A 19191-nucleotide genomic window follows, 5' to 3' on the forward strand; every position below is an offset into this window, starting at 1 on the left:
ATATCATATCTTACCAGGCTATAATCATAACCGTTCAGGTCTATCTTGATATCTCCTAAAAGCTCGAATGGACCATAAGGGAAATCCGAAATGAAGACCTCCCCGGGCGAACGCTCACTTTGCACAATGGCATATTTGTTATCGTGTGTCTTAAGGGCTACTACATTATGCCCTAAACCATCTTTCCAATTAGGGTGTACCATTCCAAGGTCCTTGTATGGTCCCATAACGTTATCGCTTACGGCATGTATGGCCTTTGATGCCGTTTTCCAACCTTTACTGTGCCGTTTCTCCTGGGGCCATCTGCTGGCATACATGTGGTAGACGTTCTTTTCATCCTTTACAATACTTCCGTCCCAGTAGCACCATTTGTCAACTCTTAAATTGCCTAAAGTATCCTTGATGGTACCATCCTCTAACCCATTATTGATATCTCTGGGCAATACGTTTGGTTCTCCCCAAATGCCCTCAGATACCAACGGCCCTTGTGGCTCCATAGGAAGAAAAAAATCGACCAATTGTTTATTATTTTGAGAAAAACATAATTGAAATGCCAATGATAATATTGTGAATAAGGAGTATTTCATGTTTTACTGAATTCTACTATTTAGCAAGTTTTATTTTATAGACTATGGCTATTTTATTTGGAACTTCTTTCACTCCAACAATATAAAGGCCTTTCTCATTTTGATACCAACTAACTTCTTGATTGGATCCCATTAATTGAATAGACTCTATTTTTTTGTCTCCAGCAATTTCATTACTCCCGAAAGAACGCAGTACATATTTTTTTTCATATTTGGGAACATCTAATTGTATTAAGTACAGGTTATCATCTTTTGTAGTAAACCTAAAGTCTTCGTCACAATAGCCTTCCTTTAAGTCATTGAAACCACCAAACCTGTTTTTCTTTAATTTTGTTGGCCCTTCTCCGTACGTAATAAATGGTTTAGAACCGTAAACAACTTCACCATATTCCTCTAGCCATTTTCCCATTTCTAACAGTCCTGTTTTGATTTCTTCTGGAATTGTTCCATCAGCTTTGGGGCCTATATTCAATAATAAACAACCATTTTTACTCACAATATCAATTAGAGCATCAATATTCATATTTCCTCCTTTTGATTCTTTTCCTTCTACATAGCTCCAAGCACTATTACCATGACAAAAAGGGGTATCTGTTAGCCAATGATAATTCACTAGCTCATTAAGTCTACCTGCTTCAATATCTAAAACACCAACATCTTTTGGCAAATCATCCCCTTTATAAGAGAGCACTACTTCTTTATTATTTTTTGCAGATGTATTGTAGAAATACTCAACTAACTCAATTCTATCTTTTTCAGGTATGATGTCAAGTTTGCTATCAAACCATACAAAATCAGGATTGTAATTATTTATCACCTCGAGTACCTTAGCCTTCCATTTATGAGTAAAAGCTTCTGAAGGGCCATATTTCTCTAGATTTTTAGTTGCTTGTTTAAACGTTTCTTCTGGAACTACTTCGCCATAAAAATCTAGCAAATCTTTAGAGCTTACATCAACTAATCCATTCCAACTAGGATACCATCCCCAATGAAATTGATGGTGAAACGTAGTTACAAATTTCATCCCCTCAGCTTTAATGGCTTTTTCTAGTTCTCCAACAATGTCTCTCTTAGGCCCCATATTAAAGGCATTCCATTTATTCACCTTACTATTCCACATGGAGAAACCATCAGAATGTTCAGCTACAGGTCCAGCATATTGTGCACCAGATTTTTTAAATAGTAAAGCCCATTCTTCAGCATTAAAATGTTCTGCGGTAAAATCAGGAATAAATTCATGGTATTGGAAATCTTCTCCGTACTTGGCGATATGATAAGGACGTACATCATCTCCCCAGCCTTCAAAATTATCAAGATACATTAACCTTGGATACCATTCCGTTTTATAAGCTGGTACAGAGTACACACCCCAATGAAAATAAATTCCAAATTTTCCATTTGTAAACCAAGATGGTGTTTTGTGAGTTTTAAGGGACTCCCAATTATTCTCATATACTTTTTTCGCAGCTGTATTTATAAACTCTGAGCTGTTTTTTTTCTTTTCTGAATTACAAGCTGACAGCAATACAAGAGAAACAATAAAAACAAAAGGTGCTTTTTTTAGTTTTCTTATAACACTTTTAACGATAAAGTTGTATTGTATATTTAGGCAATTCATGCGTTTTATGTTTTTAAAGTTTAATAAACTTTTCTAGTTGATTTTTTACCCAAATTATTTTTGAAGAACCGATTCGTTCATATAATCATCAAAGGCCTTACCATCAAATGGCACTACTACAATTTTACTACCGTGATTATCATCAGGGCCATCTTTCCCTTTATGAACATCGAGTACTGAAAATATAAAATGGGTTACATGACCATTTTCTACATAGGCTGTTGGGCGCTCAACAAATTCCCAATCGTTAATAGTACCATCCTCATATTTAAAAATCTTATCAACACCTTTTTTAAAGGCTATTCCTCTATATTTCCAATCATTAATCCCATCTTTAGAAGAAAAATGATAAGATGTTTTACTAGGCCAATGATTGTATACAATATGATACATTCCGCCACTATACCAAACGGTAGGGTCTTCATTCTTTTCTTGGGGCAATTCTGGGTAAGCTTTATACACTCTATCGGTCATTACCTTATATGGGCCCAAAATACCATCACCACTAATCATAACTGCTGTAGACCTTGGTACTATCATATACCTTCCATCATGTCTGAGAATAATCTTTACGTTTGACATGTGCCCATTGAAATTATAACGAGCTAAACCATAGTCATATCCGTTTAAATCTACTTCAATTTCACCAAGTAATTCAAAAGGACCGTTGGGAGCATCTGAAACAAAAACCTCACCATTTGTAATTTCGCTTGTTACCGTTGCATATCTACCATCATGCATTCTCAAACCTATAACATTGCTCCCTTTTCCATTGTTCCAGTGTGGCCAAATGACACCTTTATCTTTATAAGGCCCCATGATGTTTTTACTTATAGCATGAATTCCTTTTGAATCTTCTTTCCAACCTCTTCCGTGGGGAAATGATTGATGCCATCGGCTTGCATACATATGAAATAAGCCTTCATCATCTTTTACAATTTTACCATCCCAATAGCACCAATTTTTTAATTGGGAATCTTCTAAACCATTAGCGGTATCTCTAGGGAGCACATTAACCCCTCCCCAAATTCCCTTGGTAACTAAAGAGGATTGAATAGGCATTGGTTTAAAAAAATCTACAAATGACTTTTTTTCCAGAATTTCATCTGAACTATCTGGTTTAACCACTATTCCTAATACAATAAATAGGGTTGCGAATATTAGAAAGAATAGATTTTTGTATGTTTTTGACAAGTACATCTAAAAAGATAAAAGGTCGCTTTCTGTTATTCCATTTTCATTAAATGCTTCTATAGTAAAATAATAGTCCAAATTGGTATTTAAACTATAAATAGTTAATGAAGTATCCTTATGGACTTTATAGTTTTGGTATAATTTATCTTTATAACTACCATAGCTAATATTGTATCCTGTAGCATTGTCTATTTTGTCCCATTTCAAGGATACCATTCTTCTATCATCTTGATTTCTAAAAACTTCTAGTTTTTTATTTTTATGAGGTAGTTTCCCATTCCCTTTACCAAATATTCTAAAACCAGAAATGGCAAAATTACCGTCAGGTACTTCCAAATTAGTTACTTTAAAATATCTGCTTGATAGTTTTTTATCTAATTGAAAGTAATTATGTGAATTATCTCTAGTACAGTTTGATTTATCAATGACCGTAACCCAATTTTCGCCATCATTAGAAGTCTCAATAATATATCTGTGTTTAATGCCCTTAATTCTACCTTTTATATTGGTATTATGTTCTGCAAAATTTAATTGTATAGCATGAACATCATATTTTTTTTCTAAATCTATAATAGCCCATTCTCCTTCCGTTCCAGAATTGGCACTCCAATATGTTCTAATTTCTTCATCTACCATGTTATTGGCTTTATAATTTTCGAGTGTAGATGATACCGTAACGGGTTTATTGTAAGATAATAGCATCCATCCAGGAAAAAGCTCTTGTGGGCTGCCTATTTTTTTATCTGGGACTATTAATGGATAGTCTCCATACTTTGTATAAGTATATAGTACACCACCATCATCTAAAAACGAAGGAAAAAAGCTCAATCGTCTTTCAAACCTATGTTTTACCGATAAAGCAACCGTACCAAAATGCCACATATTACCAATAGTATCTTGAAATGTACTACCATGTCCCGCACCACAGGCATACCCTTCAGGGTAATACGCAAAAGGGTTATGTTTGGCCAATTCAAAGGGGCCTAAAGGTTTTTTACTTGTGTAAACGGCATCATTATATGATTTAAATGTTGTTCCTGGGCTGGCATATTGTAGATAATATGAATCGTTAAACTTATTTACCCAAGCGCCTTCCATATAAGTTAATTCATCATAAACATTATTATAATCGCCTCTTACTTCCCAACCATACTCTCTTCTTTTGGAATAAAAAAGCTCTTTAATATCTCCAAGAATGTCAAATGAATTTGGGTCTAACTCTGCGCCATAGATAGGCTCTTTATTTGAACACCCCCAGTATACATACAATTTATTATCATCATCTAATAAAAATGCTGGGTCCCACATCGCTGTGGTTAACGAGTCTTTGGCAACTTCCCATTTTCCTGTTAAAGGGTTTGCTGACTTATATATGGTACTTTTTCTTCTACTTGATGCCATAAAAAACACTGAATCTCTCAAGACTATTGTTGTTGGAGCATATTCTTCAGTAGGAATTTCTTTAGTTTCTATAAATTCCCATGAGACTAAATCTTTAGAATGCCAATAACCGCCAGATTTTGATGCAAACAAGTAATATGTACCTTTAAAAAACAAAATAGATGGGTCTGCAGCTTCTCGCCTTGAAGGATTAGAAGGTCTAAACCTGTAACTTAAATCCATAGGATTACAAACAGTTACATAATCTTTTTGTTCTATTTTTTCATTTTGATTTTTACAAGCCTGAATAACTAAGGAAATTAGTAGTAGTGCAAATATTTTTATAAGAGCTTGATTGTTCATTATGATATAGGAATTCTAATATGAAGATTTTATTTATAAATCTTCCATCATTTTTTTAACTATGTTTTGTTATTAGTTCAATACAATATGCCGAAGAGGTGTGTATTGAAATCTATCCTATGCAAAGTTTCAGGAATGAAATTAATATTAAATACGTAGGCTGTACAATTATAGCTTGTTTGAAGAAAGCCATAGGAGATTATTCTCCTATGCTTTCTTTCAAAACTAAACTAAAACAACTAACTCAAAACATTTATTATTTTGACTTTGCTATTAACACTAGTATTGTAGGTAGGCTCTAATTAACTCTAACCTAACTCTCTAGTCTTCCTTTATAAAGTCATCTATCATCAATGTCCATACCTTAGTACTTCCATCAGCGGCCATTACTTCGTATTGAAAATTACCAGCACTATAATCTGCAACATTTCCAAGTACTGGAGCCCCACTCATCGGCTTAATAATAGAAGCCGTTGAAATATCAGCAAATCCAAGTATATTAGACAAAGTCACGCCGGCTCTAATTTCTTCAGTAAAGTCATCCTTTGTCCCTGGTACTGTAATAATACAATTAACTGTATTTGCTATGGTATCAATGACAACATCACTATCCAAGGCTTGAATTCCTAGTTTAGAAAACTCGTTGGAATTATCTATCCATCTGTATTCAAATCTCATGTTTGTAATATTAGCCTCATCAAAAGTGGGTAGTTCTTCAAGGTCAGATGTCAAACAAGAAGTAAGCATTAATATGACTAGAAGTATAGGTGTATATTTTAATATTTTTTTCATAATCTTAAAGTTATATTATTTTACCAGCCAGGGTTTTGGTCTAGCTTTTCATTTAACTGTCTTTCTCCTTCTGGCACAGGGAATAAATATCTTTTTACAGAAAAATTCATTTTATTCCTTGTATCATAACCATTGGGAATTTCATCAAGAAGTTCAAAGGACATACCATCAGCAGATATTACAAACGTTTGCTTGTTGGTATTCAATTCATCTATAATACCTCCACCTGCTTCTTTGCCCCAGCGTAGTAAAGACCAATATCTATCATTTTCAAAAAATAATTCAACACGTCTTTCAATTTTATAGTATTTCCATGCGTCATCTAAACCAAGACCTGTTGACAGTTCAGGCAATTTACCATGAGCTACTCTTGTCTTGTTTATATACTCAATAGCAACACTAGGTTGGTTTAAACGTAGCATGGTTTCGGCATAATTTAGATACGAACGTCCTAATCTAAACATAGGGTAATGATACGCTGTATTTGCGCCTGCACTTAAACGTTCCGCTTCGTAAAGCCCTTTTCTTTGATGGAAACCTGATGGAGACATACCCCATTTTGAACCCGTATTAGCTGTCCAATGTAAATTACCACCTTCTCTGAAGGTTACTAGTTGTCCAAAATAAGATGAAGAGTCATGGACAATAGAGGCATAAAAACGTTCATCTCTATTCTTAAATATAGCATTGGAAACATAGCCCCCATTGCTAAGGTAGTCTTGATAGTATGATGTCTCATTCCATTTTTTAGCAACACCATCTTCATCTACCACTAGGTAATTAGTTACCAAACTCCATGTTGGACTGATACGATTCCAACCACTAAAGCCTTCATTTAATTGTGGCGATGCATCAGGATGTAATCTGTTCAATCCAAGGTTTGGAACAATTCTTTGCATAGGAGTATCTCTAAACCTTGTATTATCCGCGCTACGGTAATAAGCTAAAATCATTTCTGTTGAGTTTATACCGCCCTGTTCTGTATTAAACATTCCAGCATAATCCGTATCTAACTGATACCCTAATCCAAATAAATCCTCACTAGCTTGCTTGGCTATTTGGTAATACTCATCTTTTCCGCTTTCTACATATGCAGCACCTTGGAGCGCCATTTCCGCCTTAAGTGCCAAAGCCGACCCTTTGGTTAAGGTACCCGGTTCACCAGAATCTGGTAAGCCATTAGCAGCTATGGTTAAGTCACTTAAAATGAAATCATAGGTGTCTTTAATTGTTTCAGAACGCCCGAGTAACAGGTCATCGTCTATTGTTAAGACCTTATCTATAATGGTATATTTACCAAAAAAACGAGCCTGTCTAGAATAAATCATAGCACGTAGCATATGACCTTGAGCAATAAAATTTGTCCTTTGGCTCTCAGAAAAAGATGTTGAATTGTTGACCTTTTCAATGATAAGATTAGCTTGTCTAATCTGTCCAAACTGGTTCCATCCAGCATTATAAAACTTATCATAGTCACCAGTATTTATATTACCTCCACCACCAGAACGTATTTGGTTATCAGTATGCAAATCATTTGCTGAGAACAATGTAGAACTGTTAGGTACAGTTAACCAGTCTCTGTATATATCATTCATTGCATCATAAATAAAACCTTGTGTTAACACAGGATCACTCCAAACATTGGCTTCTGAAAACTTGTCTAAAGGCTGAGTTTCTAAGACTTCTTCACATGATTGCATGGCAATAAAAACACAAGCAATCAAAAATATGTTGTTGAAATTTTTCATAACATTTAAATTTAAATTTTTCATCTCCAAAACTTTACAATTAAAATTCAAGGTTTAATCCTAAAGTAAACGTTCTTTGAATAGGATAACTATTTCCAGACCTTGTACCTCTACTATTTGATAACCTAGATTCAGGATCAAAGAAGTCATTTGCATCTGAAACGGTGAACAAGTTAGTTCCTGTTAGGAACATTTTGCAACCTTTAAAAGTTTTGCTGTTTTTCATTAATCCTTTCTTAAAATCATATGCTAATTGAAGATTTTTTACTCTAAAATACTTAGCATTTATTATCGCATGATCAGAATCTTCCCCGTTTGGATTATCAAAAGCTGTTGAAATTCTTTGAAAACGGGCATTTGGATTTTCAGGACTCCAGTAGTCTAAATGATAAACATGCAATATATCCTTAGGTATATTATTGCTAACTCCTATATGGGCAAACCTATCTCCAGTACCTTGCATTAAACAGTTTAAGGACCATGCCTTATAGTTTACTAAGAAATTAAGCCCATAATTAAACTGAGGAAAACGAGGCTTACCAATACGCCTTTCATCATCATCATCAATTTTACCGTCACCATTCACATCCTGATAACGTAAATCACCAAGTTGAATACTCGAACTACCAAGATCCCTTGGAGAATTCAATAAATCATCTTCGGTCTGATAATAGCCATCATTTAACAGTACTCTGCTGAAGAAATTTCTTTGATGAGTTTGCCTAACATAAGGGTTCTTTAAACTTGCTAGGTCCTCTCCTTGGTTTTTTACCCAAAGTTCGTCAAAATAAGATGCATTACCTCCAATTTGAAAAAACAAATCATCATTAACCTGTTTTCTATAAGAAAGATTTGCTTCCCACCCAGCTCTTCTTCTCTCCGATTCGGACCTTATTTGAGGTAAGTTTTTACCTAATGGAGCTGAATATACATCTTCAGGACTTACTAAAAAACCTTTTGTATTATACTTAAAATAATCAATACTTCCTTGCAAACCGAAGTTTAAGCTGGCAAAATCAAGCCCTACATTATTTGATTTGGTTGTAAACCAAGTCAATTCATTAGGACTAACTAAATTACCCTCAGAAAAGCCATTTACCAGGGTACCTCCAGCATAAAATACTGTGGGTTCTAAGCTATATGTAGATAGGTAACCAAACCTGTTAACTCCGGCAACATTACCTGTTTCTCCAAAACCAAATCTGAACTTTAAATTATCCAAAATGTGTTTATCCTTTAAAGATTGCATAAAAGATTCATTAGATGCAACCCAACCACCTCCTATAGCAGGGAAAAAACCCCATTTTTGCCCAGGAGCAAAATTATCATTCCCATCGTACCTACCACTAAACTCTAAAAGATAGGTTCCATTATAGTCGTAATTGAGTCGTCCAACAACCCCAGCAAATGCATTTTCACTAGCGGTACCGGAATTACTTTGTCCATCTGCCGGCCCGGCAAATAACTGATCTACCGCACTAGACTCAAAATTGACTTTAGAAGCTTCGAATCGCTCATTAAAACCTTCTCTCTGAACATAAACTGCCGTGGCGGAAATATTGTGAACATCAGCTATGCTTGTTTTATAATCTAATCTAGCTTCTATATCAAATATTCTACCATATCTTGCCGACTGACTTAAAGAAGGTAAATCTGCAGGAGCTATTGAGCCATCAGGATTATATAATGGAACAACTAAATTCCAGTCCTTCTGGAATCTATCTTCATCCCTATAACTCGCCATTACACCGGTACTTAATCCTTTTACACCAGGAACTTTCCAAGTTACATTAAGCTGTGTATTTATATATTTATTTCTGTCTTTTAAATAACCTGACCCTCTATCTGATAAAGCCAAAGGATTACCTGTAGCCGCATAAGTCCCATCCGGATTAAACGCAGCATCTGTGGGCAAAGACAAGTAATAAACCCTTCTAAACAATTGAAACTCACCTATAGCAGGCTCCCTACTTTTCTGCAATGAAGCATCTAAATTTAAACTTACATCTAGACCAAGTTCTTTAAAGGACATAGAAACATTACTCCGAATATTAAACCTCTGTAAATCTGTTGCATTAGATTTTAAAATTCCGTCTTGATCTAAGTAACCAAGTGAAACAAAGTAATTGGTTCTATCATCACCCCCAGATAAAGATAGATTATGCCTTCTTTGCTGAGCAAAATCTTTCAAAACTAAGCCTGGCCAATTAGAATTTGCAAATGTGGGATCCGTTTGATCTCTTATGGCTATAAGCTGGTCATCAGTAAAAATTGGATCAATACCATCATATCGCGCAGCATCATTATTCATAAGTGCCCATTGGTAAGAATTCATCATATCTGGTGTGCCTATGGGCTCACTTAACTGAAAATTCCCTGAATACCTTAAGGAAATTTTACCAGTTTTACCACGTTTGGTTTTTACCAGAACAATACCATTGGCAGCTCGAGTACCATAAACAGCCGTAGAAACCGCGTCCTTTAAAAATGACATGGATTCAATATCCTCTGGATTTATAGTTGAAAAAGTAAATTCATCTCGAATTACACCGTCAATAACAAATAGAGGAGTACCTCCTCCCCTAATAGAAATTTGAGGCGTAGCAGTAGGAGAACCACTACTGTTATTAATAATCAAACCAGGAACCTGTCCTTGTAATGCCTGGGACGCATTATTGAAGGGGGTCTGTTCAAAAGCCTCGGCTTTAACAGTTGAGATAGCTCCAACCGCTTTTGCTCTTGTTGTAGTACCAAATCCAATAACGACTATTTCATCCAGTGCCGCTGCATTTTCCTCTAGGGAAACTGAAACATTACTTTTACCATTTAATGAAATTTCTTTTGAACTAAAGCCTATATAAGACACAATTAGTACAGCATTATCATTTGTAACTTCAAAAGAAAAATTCCCATCAAAATCTGTTTGTGTTCCATTTTGAGTACCCTTTTCTATGATATTAGCTCCAGGCAAAGGTTGACCATTGGCATCGTTAACAACTCCTGTTACAATAAACTTTTGAACTTCCTTTTTAACCTTTACTTCAGGAATAGGTTCATTTTTTATTCTTACAACAACTTGTCTATCTGATATCACATAATCTAAAGTTGTATTTGCAAATGAATAATCTAAAATTTCAGACAGTAAAGAATTTTTAAAGTTTAATGTTACTTTTAAATCTTTTTCAAGAACGTCATCATTATAGAAGAAAATATAGTTACTGCTTTTTTGAATTGTGTTAAATAATTTCTCTAGTGAAATATTTTTTACATTAATGTCAAGTTTTTCCTGAGAGTAAGATGAATTAGCATATACTGAACTCAGTCCAAAAATAATTAGTACTACAAAAACTCTCATAGTGGTATAAATAACGTTATAGAACGTGTTTTTTGGTCGTTCAATTAGACGAACAAATATTTTATTCATAATTTTGTAATGTATTATCTAGTTAGTAATTATTGCCATTTATTAGTAATGACAATTTTTGCTTTCTTAATTTAGCCAAAAGGTGTTGGCGCGCCTTTTGGTTTTTCTTGTTAAATAGTTTTATCTCATAAGTTTTACAAATAGGTTTTTAGTTAGTAATAATAATCTCATTTTTGCTTGTGATTGTGTAATCTAAAGATGTACTTTCTTTAATAACCTGTATTGCATTTTCTAGATTGTCTTTTAAATCTAAATACCCTGAAAATGTTTCTGCTGATAACGTTTTATCCGTTATGGTTATTGGCGTATTATAATATCTTGAAAGTTTTCTCATGATATAATTTAAATCATTATTTTTTAGGATTAACACACCATCACGCCACGCAAAATATTGTTCTACATCAACCCTACCTGTTGTTGTTTCTTTAGTAACCAAATCAAAATTAGCCTTAGTACCTGGTAAAATATCGATACCCTTAGACCATTTCCCTTTTAATTCATTAGCAACTTTTACTTTTCCACTCTTTAAAACAACAAAGTCATTGACATCATCTTGATAACTACTCACATTGAAAACAGTCCCTAACACCTCTATGCGTTGATTACTCGTTAAGGCAACAAATGGTTTGTTAGCATTATGAGTTACATCAAAAATAGCCTCCCCCTCAATATAAACTTCTCTTTTCTTTCCTTTAAAAGCAATGGGGTATATTATTTTAGACCCTGAATTAAGCCAAACAGTGGTACCATCTGAAAGAACTAAACTTGAACGTTTGCCATAAGGCACTAAAAGCGTATTGTATTTTAGAATATTCTTACCGGAATTCGTTTGATTTAGGGTTTCATTATTACCTAAATCAATTTGCTCACCTGTTTCTGAATATTTAATATTTGTAGATTCACCTTTTACCTTCACCCCTTGAATATTACCACCCAGAACAATAGTAACTTCATTACTTGTATTAACATCCAACTGATCAATTTCTTTTACATAATCCGTTATTGATGATTCGTTATAATCAAGATGCGTATAATAATATAAACTAAAACCTAACAAGACCAATACAGCAGCGGCAACACCTGAATAATATTTTATTCTTTTCTTTCTATTAAGGTATCTGATTGATTTAAAAATACGTTTTTTTAAAAACGCTTTTTCTTCATTCGAAATTGTGAAGTTTTTGATATCCTCGTTATTATCACTCATAAAACTTTGGTAAATTTTTAAAATATAATTCTAAAAAAAATCCCTTACATATATATAAAGGAGATTGATTCAACTTTATAGACAAAAAAAAACAACTTTTTTAAAAAAAATGTTATATCTGTAAAAAATATAAATTAACAGACTTGCTAATAGCTTTTTAAAATACTGTTTTCTAATTATTATTGGGGTTATAACTTTTGCTTTTTGCTAATGCCCACTTATCAAATCTAAAACCATCTTCTCTCATGGAAAAAGAAACAATATATTCCCCTGCTCTATCAAAATCCAGAGTGATGGTTTGTGGTTCACCACAGTGGTTTTTGGGTACACGCTGTGCAGAAGACCAAGTCCATTTATGCTTACCTTTACACAATTGGATTCTGGCTCCGGTTTCTGGCCATTCACCATTTACTCCAACATGTAAACCATTATCTTCAGAGCCTGTAGAATAAGCTCTTACCCAAACAAAATACCTTCCAGGACTATTAATGCGTACTTTATAAGAAACAATGCCGCCAGTACCTGGTTCTGGGTAAAAATTATCTCCAATTTTAAGAGGGTCACTGTGAGTAACCCTAGTATCTGGGAGTGCCTCTATATAAGAATTACCACTTGCAGATTCACAATAATTTTTTGGTAAATTATCACTAAAAGGCAAATTTTCTGAATTGGATCTCACATACCATTCTCGTTTTGATTTATTCTTGGATTTATAATGATAATTTTCTGCCTCAACTTCTAAAGTCCACCCCTTAGCAACAAAAGGTTCTACATTTTTTAGTTTAGTCTTTAGCTCTTTTTTGAATAAATTGTTAATAGGCTTTAATTCTAATTTTTTTACGCCAATTTCTTGGGAAGTAAGTTTATGATTAAATATAACATCAATAATATCACCATATTCAAGATAAATATGCTTTAACCCGTTTTTTGATTTAGACACACCTGATTTTTCTTTTTCAAAATTATTTATAGGTCGGCTGCCGTTTACCAATATTTTTATATTCGTGGTATCTTTTTTAAAATCCTTTTTGTAAAGCTTACCGTTATATAAATTAGAATTCCCCTTAAAAACTAATCTGTAATAATCTAGTGAATCTGTTTGTTGCTTTTTAAAATATACCGCCTGATAACCGTTCTCATTACCTTTAGATATACTTGCGTTTTCTATACTATTTTTATGCTTTAAAGGGAATTTTAATACGTATGGGAAAGAATCAATAGATTGATATTTGGTTACTTTTTTTGGTTTTTTAACTAATAGCGCTACCCAATCTCCATTTTCTTCAGGAGGAAAACCTATTGATGTTTTTTGTCCGCCTATAATTGTTTTCTTTGTTCCTGCAACTAAACGCCCTCCTTTTCTAGGGTTATACCAATAAACATTGAATTTGTAATTTGAACCAAACAAATCAAGTTTGGTTTCTTTTACATCAGACATATAAATAACGTAAACCTCTCCATTTTTGGCAAAAACATAATCATTAGTATTAGATGTTAAGCCGTTTGCGTTTTTCATACTATAAAATGGTATGTGTTTTTTGAAGAAGTTTAATGCAATATATGTTTGTTCCCATAGATTATTTCTAGACCTCCAATCTTCACATTTTAAGTCATTATGGTCGTATTTATACCCAAAATACCAATCTAAACCTGTTCCACCAGCCATTAAAGTCCCCCACAACACTTTAGACCTTATATAATCATGTTCTGGATCATCTTTATCTGGCTTAGCACCCGTATTTGCCGGTCCTATCTCATCTTGGGCCATATACCATCGTTTGTCATATGCTCTAGATAACCCTAGCCATTTATTGATTCTTTCATGTACTTTATCTGGGCTATGGGTTTGCATTGATACCCCATCCAAATACTCAAATCCTAATTGGGGTTTTAAAAACAAATCTTGCCCCTCTGAACTAGAATGTGTATGCAATACAACTAAATTATTATAAGGGTCGTGCGTTTTAATATATTCTGCCATATCTTTACGGTCTCCATCCGTTTGTCCTTTTGGCGACCAATAAACCGGTCCATTCTCTTCCCCTAAATTCCATGCAACTCCCAAGTGATGACCAAAACGCGCAATTAACTCTCTATAATACAGTTTACGCTGTACTCCAAGTTCTCCTATATCCAATAAGAGTTCGTTCTCTGTTTCCTGCGTTACCATGTGCAACATAATACCTAGTTTGTCCATATGGTCAAACACTATTTCCCATTGGTCTAGCTTACTACAATCAAATCGGTATCGCTCATTAATATCACTCCATGGCCAAGTATCTTTACCGTCTCCCTGAATATTCATTGTCAAAAAATAAACGGAATTCATTTGTTCTTGGGACAGATAGTTTAAAGCCCCAATGATGCTTTTACCTTTGCCATTCTGCCAAGTAGGGTCTCCCTGTTTCCAGTCTTTTATATGTGGTGTGTATTTGTGAGATGCTGGGGTTTGGTCAAATTCATAATAGCCTAGAAAGTTTTCTGGACTACCTGCACCACCTTTTAAAAAATACTCCCCTGTTTCGGCAAATTGTAGATATCCATTATCTCTTAATTGCAACCTCCCTTTAGCTCTAAAGTCTTTTCCTATCTTATCTGTTGGCTCTATAAAAAAGCTTCCTTTTTGTCCATTAAATAATGTAGGTTCACCAATTTCGAGGTCATCACTAATTGCTATCTCTTTACCTTTTCTAAAAGATACTGTATAATGCCATTCTCCAATTTCATCTGGTCTAAACCTAACTTGCCAAACTTTACCTTCCTCCGCGCTAGACTCAGCTGCATTACCATCTGCTGCATAAAAACCTGGTACAGTATAAATCTTATCTTTATTTTTAAACGTAACGGAAAGCCTGTAATCTAGAAAAGGATTTTCTTTACCGTATTCTGAAAATTCATGACCTTCAAAACTTAATGTTACTTTATGCCATTTCTTTTTTTCACCAGTAATTTTAACTAAACTTTCTTGTTGAGCATATGGAATCCCTATTGTCCACATAGCTATTAGTATAACAAACTTCTTTAATATCATAATAATCGGTTATTTTAAAACAATGTACCTCATATATGTGTCACTATAGACACGCAATAAGTCAATTCTAAGCGGATTGACTTTAAAAAATAAGGACACTATTATTACAAAGAAGAAATATTATAATTTATAGACAAAAAATGGTGTTTTTTTTAAAACAGTAAAAGAAACAGTATAATTAAAACCATCAAACTGGAAATCTTTCTTAACTCTTTAATCGCCCTATAAATGGTTGTTCTAGCAGATGATTCAGAAATATTCAAAATTTCGGCAATCTCCTTATACGACTTATTTTGATAAAACCTTAGTTTTAATCCAAGCCTTTGAGTTTTACTTAGTGAATTTAACATCCCTTGAAGCATATCACTTTTCTCTATCAAAAGTTCATTTTCTATGATTTTTTCTTCCGCCGAATTATCATCATTGATATCAAATTCATTACTAAGAAATTTGGAATTTTCAAAAAGAACGAATTCTTTACTCTTATCCTTAAATATCTTCCTCTTAAGAGATAGTAGTAAATAAAATTTAACATTACTAGTATTAGCCAGTTTAGATCTGTATTTATATAAATCAACAAATAAATCATGAATAGAATCAAGAACCCGATTTTTATCACTATTCAAAGTTATACCATAGGCAAATAATTCATCAATGTATAATTCATATAACTTCCCAAGAGCTTTCTGGTCACCCTTTTTTATTCTAGACCATATATCCTTTTCATCGTTATATTTCTCTTTGTTGATAATCTTCAATTCAAGAAATTTTATAATTCATGTTTTTTGCGACATCTCAAAAGTATAAAAATAACTTGTAACAAAAATTGTTACATAATGTTTAACCGAAAATAAACATTATATGTTCCTACAAGGCTTTTGCTCACTTCTCTTAAAAACCAACTGCCGCTCCTCCATCCACTGGAAGTAATACACCATTTACATAAGCTGAGGCATCTGATGCTAAATAAATTGCCGCATTCCCTATATCCTCAGGTTTTCCAAAGTTTTTAAAAGGAATCCTATTTAATATTTTGTTCTTTCTTTCCGTATCACCTTCTAATGCTTTATGAAGCATTTTAGATTCAATCCATCCTGGAGCAATAGCGTTTACCCTAATACCATCTAGAGCGTAATCTGCCAATAACCCTCTCATAAGCCCTAACATACCTGTCTTTGCACTAGTATAGGCTACTACTTGTGTCATAGCCATAATACCTGTCATGGAGCTTATCATAATCACAGCACCTTTTACTTGATTTGCTTTCATCTGGTTCATAACCTCCCTGCTCAACGAAAAAGCACTTAAGAGATGCGTTTGAATAACACTTAAAAACCCTTCATCTGTAGTTTCAGAAGCCGGAGCTTTTAAATGTATTCCTGCATTGTTCACCAAAATATGAAGAGGCCCATATTCGTTTACAACATCATTTATAAACTCCCTAATCTTTGATTGATTAGTGATATCAAAAACGCTATAATAAGCATTAGCTCCTAAAGCTTTTACCGCTACTTGAAGTCTTTCTTCTGTTCTACCAACTATGATTACTTTTGCACCAGCATCAATGTATGCTTGGGCTATTCCAAAACCTATTCCAGAACCGCCACCAGTAATCAATGCCGTTTTTCCTACTAGGTTAAACTGTGATAAATTCATTTAAAAATTAATTTGGTAAACACCCTGGTTCCAAGGTATCGAATTTTTTATACGCTAATTGAAACTCTTGATGTAACAACCCTTCAGACTTTGTTAGTTCACCATTAGCTACTTCAACAATACAATCTTCTAACTTTTTGGCCACATCATCAAGTGTTTCCATTCCCTCTAATATTGTACCAGCGTTGATATCCATATCCTCTGAAAGTTGTTTATAGGTCTCAGGATTAGCGCAAATCTTTATTACTGGGGCAACCGCAGACCCTACAACAGAACCTCTTCCAGTTGAAAAGAGTACTACATGTGACCCACAGGCTATTAACTCAGCTATTTCAGCATTATCATTGGCATTTGGCCATCCAAACATCGGGTCTCCGTCTGGCACTACATCTAGGAGGAATAATCCCTTAGTGTTTGGAGCAATTGCTGGCTTTATGATGCCATTTATCTTTGAATTTCCACTCTTACTATAGGCTCCCATAGATTTTTCTTCTATGGTGGAAAGCCCTCCCTTAGCATTACCATCTGAAAAGCTACCATACCCCATTTTCATGTAGTACTTCTTGGCTTTTCCCACGGTCTTAACCAACAATTCACCTAACTCAGGAGTTGCCGCACGATTTGCCATTATATGCTCGCACCCAATTAACTCACCAGTTTCTTCAAAAATAGCGGTGGCTCCTTGCTTTAATATACTATCAAAAACTTTACCTATTACAGGATTTGCAGTAATTCCACTTGAAGCGTCTGAACCTCCACAAATGGTACCAACAACAAGTTCTTCCATCTGCATTGGAACCGTTGGAGTATTTTGAAGGTTCTCGATTTGTTCTTTAAGCCATTGTTGACCTATAGCTATTGAAGACCTACTTCCGTTTGCTTCTTGAATTGTAATAGTTTTAACTGGCCTTCCAGATTGAGACACTACATTTTTTAAAGATTCCTTATTTAGATTTTCACAACCTAATGAAACAATCAAAACAGCTCCAACATTAGGGTGCGTACATAATGCCTGTAGCATTTCGTTGGCATAATCATTTGGGGCACAACCATGAAACCCAATAACGTGGGCACCACTTTCCCTGAAAGGATATTGTATTTCCCTAGCAACATGGTGTGCACACTCTACAGTATACACCACTAGCGCATAGTTCCTTATGCCTTTTCGACCATCTTGTCTTAAATACCCCTTTAACATTACTATCTTGTAAACTGTTTCATATACAAACTTTCCATATTATGAACATGTAAATGCTCTCCTTGTTTAACTTCTGAAGTAGTGATACCTATAGGCACACCATACTTAAGGACTTGCTCTCCCGAAGGCAAATCTTTTAAAGCTATTTTGTGTCCAAAAGCTATATCAGAATGTAATCGTATTACCATTTCTTTAACATAAACCGTGTCGCCTTCTTGTAAATTTGAAATGGCGACTCCAACATTATCTTCTTCGTGAAGCACTACAACCTTTTTTGCAGACATAACCTTTAGCTATATTACATAATTCCAAAAGTCTCAAAAGCCTCAACAGTACTCATACCGTTTTCTAATGCCTTTTGTACTGTTTTCTCTCCTCTTGCCTTCTCCAAAGCTAATGTAAAGGCCTCTTCAACAGCATTCTTTGGCACAATTACAACACCATCCCGATCTCCATAAACAACATCTCCAGGTTCCACAGGTATTCCACCAAACTCAATAGGTAAACCATAGTCAATTACTTTACCCCTTGGCCCTTGATCCTGTGCAAAGGTACCCGCCGAGAATGTTGGGAAATCCAATCTTATTATTTCATTGGTATCTCTTGAAAAACCGTTAACCACAGCCCCTGATGCATTTAATTTCATGGCTCGTGCACTCATTAAACCACCCCATAAAGCATAGTTATAAGACGATCCAGAACATATGTAAACATCATTATGCTTTAAACTATCCAAAGCTTCAAACATAATCCCAAATGGCTTGGCCATAATTGGATTGGCTGTACCTTCAAGCTTTTCAGCAAATACATCGGCCTCCAAAACGGGCATTGCTCTTCCTATTACTATCATTTCCGGAACTAAAGGTTTAATCTGTTGCGGTAAAAACTGATGAAGCAATCCCATTTTATCCATCACATCTCCTACCAGCGCCACGAATAATTCTTGTTTGGCTATTTTAAATAGCTCGTTATCATCTTTCCAAAGATTCATAT

At 34.4% G+C, this 19191-nt stretch carries 13 protein-coding genes and 1 pseudogene; all 14 read right to left on the minus strand.

Annotated features, from left to right (window positions below; all coding sequences use genetic code 11):
- Positions 1 to 587: pseudogene (locus FUA24_RS24955) on the minus strand (hypothetical protein); the annotation flags it as partial.
- A gap of 16 nt (positions 588 to 603) precedes the next feature.
- Positions 604 to 2205, minus strand: coding sequence for an alpha-L-fucosidase (locus FUA24_RS03625; RefSeq protein ID WP_148540099.1), 1602 nt, complete (start codon positions 2203 to 2205; stop codon positions 604 to 606).
- A gap of 54 nt (positions 2206 to 2259) precedes the next feature.
- Positions 2260 to 3399: a glycoside hydrolase family protein gene (locus FUA24_RS03630; RefSeq protein ID WP_148540100.1), complete on the minus strand. Its 1140-nt coding sequence runs from the start codon at positions 3397 to 3399 to the stop codon at positions 2260 to 2262.
- A gap of 6 nt (positions 3400 to 3405) precedes the next feature.
- On the minus strand, positions 3406 to 5142 hold the full coding sequence (locus tag FUA24_RS03635; RefSeq protein WP_148540101.1) for a family 43 glycosylhydrolase: 1737 nt from the start codon (positions 5140 to 5142) through the stop codon (positions 3406 to 3408).
- A 321-nt stretch (positions 5143 to 5463) separates the two neighbouring features.
- Positions 5464 to 5874, minus strand: a complete 411-nt coding sequence (locus FUA24_RS03640) for a DUF5018-related domain-containing protein (RefSeq protein ID WP_222861313.1) — start codon at positions 5872 to 5874, stop codon at positions 5464 to 5466.
- Positions 5875 to 5954: 80 nt separating this feature from the next.
- Positions 5955 to 7682 carry a RagB/SusD family nutrient uptake outer membrane protein gene (locus FUA24_RS03645; protein WP_148540103.1) on the minus strand — a complete coding sequence of 576 codons (1728 nt, stop codon included), beginning with the start codon at positions 7680 to 7682 and terminating at the stop codon, positions 5955 to 5957.
- 40 nt (positions 7683 to 7722) lie between these two features.
- Positions 7723 to 11106 carry a TonB-dependent receptor gene (locus FUA24_RS03650; protein ID WP_148540104.1) on the minus strand — a complete coding sequence of 1128 codons (3384 nt, stop codon included), beginning with the start codon at positions 11104 to 11106 and terminating at the stop codon, positions 7723 to 7725.
- A 148-nt stretch (positions 11107 to 11254) separates the two neighbouring features.
- Positions 11255 to 12313 carry a FecR family protein gene (locus FUA24_RS03655; RefSeq protein WP_148540105.1) on the minus strand — a complete coding sequence of 353 codons (1059 nt, stop codon included), beginning with the start codon at positions 12311 to 12313 and terminating at the stop codon, positions 11255 to 11257.
- 172 nt (positions 12314 to 12485) lie between these two features.
- Entirely contained in the window at positions 12486 to 15344 is a 2859-nt protein-coding gene (locus FUA24_RS03660) for a DUF5060 domain-containing protein (protein WP_148540106.1), read from the minus strand.
- 152 nt (positions 15345 to 15496) lie between these two features.
- Positions 15497 to 16102, minus strand: coding sequence for an RNA polymerase sigma factor (locus FUA24_RS03665; RefSeq protein ID WP_187388147.1), 606 nt, complete (start codon positions 16100 to 16102; stop codon positions 15497 to 15499).
- A 133-nt stretch (positions 16103 to 16235) separates the two neighbouring features.
- Positions 16236 to 17000, minus strand: coding sequence for an SDR family NAD(P)-dependent oxidoreductase (locus FUA24_RS03670; RefSeq protein ID WP_148540108.1), 765 nt, complete (start codon positions 16998 to 17000; stop codon positions 16236 to 16238).
- Positions 17001 to 17007: 7 nt separating this feature from the next.
- A complete protein-coding gene (locus tag FUA24_RS03675; protein ID WP_148540109.1) occupies positions 17008 to 18198 on the minus strand; it encodes a UxaA family hydrolase in 1191 nt (396 codons plus the stop codon).
- Between the two features lie 2 nt (positions 18199 to 18200).
- Positions 18201 to 18482 (minus strand): UxaA family hydrolase, encoded by a 282-nt coding sequence (locus FUA24_RS03680; RefSeq protein WP_148540110.1) that lies wholly within the window; start codon positions 18480 to 18482, stop codon positions 18201 to 18203.
- 14 nt (positions 18483 to 18496) lie between these two features.
- Complete coding sequence (locus FUA24_RS03685) at positions 18497 to 19189, minus strand: RraA family protein (protein WP_148540111.1); 693 nt, start codon at positions 19187 to 19189, stop codon at positions 18497 to 18499.
- Positions 19190 to 19191 lie beyond the last annotated feature (2 nt).

Source organism: Seonamhaeicola marinus (assembly GCF_008085455.1).

Coding starts and splice junctions, on each gene's coding strand:
- FUA24_RS03650 (WP_148540104.1), bottom strand. CDS start 11,106: ATGAATAAAATATTTGTTCGTCTAATTGAACGACCAAAAAACACGTTC.
- FUA24_RS03685 (WP_148540111.1), bottom strand. CDS start 19,189: ATGAATCTTTGGAAAGATGATAACGAGCTATTTAAAATAGCCAAACAA.
- FUA24_RS03635 (WP_148540101.1), bottom strand. CDS start 5,142: ATGAACAATCAAGCTCTTATAAAAATATTTGCACTACTACTAATTTCC.
- FUA24_RS03670 (WP_148540108.1), bottom strand. CDS start 17,000: ATGAATTTATCACAGTTTAACCTAGTAGGAAAAACGGCATTGATTACT.
- FUA24_RS03655 (WP_148540105.1), bottom strand. CDS start 12,313: ATGAGTGATAATAACGAGGATATCAAAAACTTCACAATTTCGAATGAA.
- FUA24_RS03660 (WP_148540106.1), bottom strand. CDS start 15,344: ATGATATTAAAGAAGTTTGTTATACTAATAGCTATGTGGACAATAGGG.
- FUA24_RS03675 (WP_148540109.1), bottom strand. CDS start 18,198: ATGTTAAAGGGGTATTTAAGACAAGATGGTCGAAAAGGCATAAGGAAC.
- FUA24_RS03680 (WP_148540110.1), bottom strand. CDS start 18,482: ATGTCTGCAAAAAAGGTTGTAGTGCTTCACGAAGAAGATAATGTTGGA.
- FUA24_RS03645 (WP_148540103.1), bottom strand. CDS start 7,682: ATGAAAAATTTCAACAACATATTTTTGATTGCTTGTGTTTTTATTGCC.
- FUA24_RS03625 (WP_148540099.1), bottom strand. CDS start 2,205: ATGAATTGCCTAAATATACAATACAACTTTATCGTTAAAAGTGTTATA.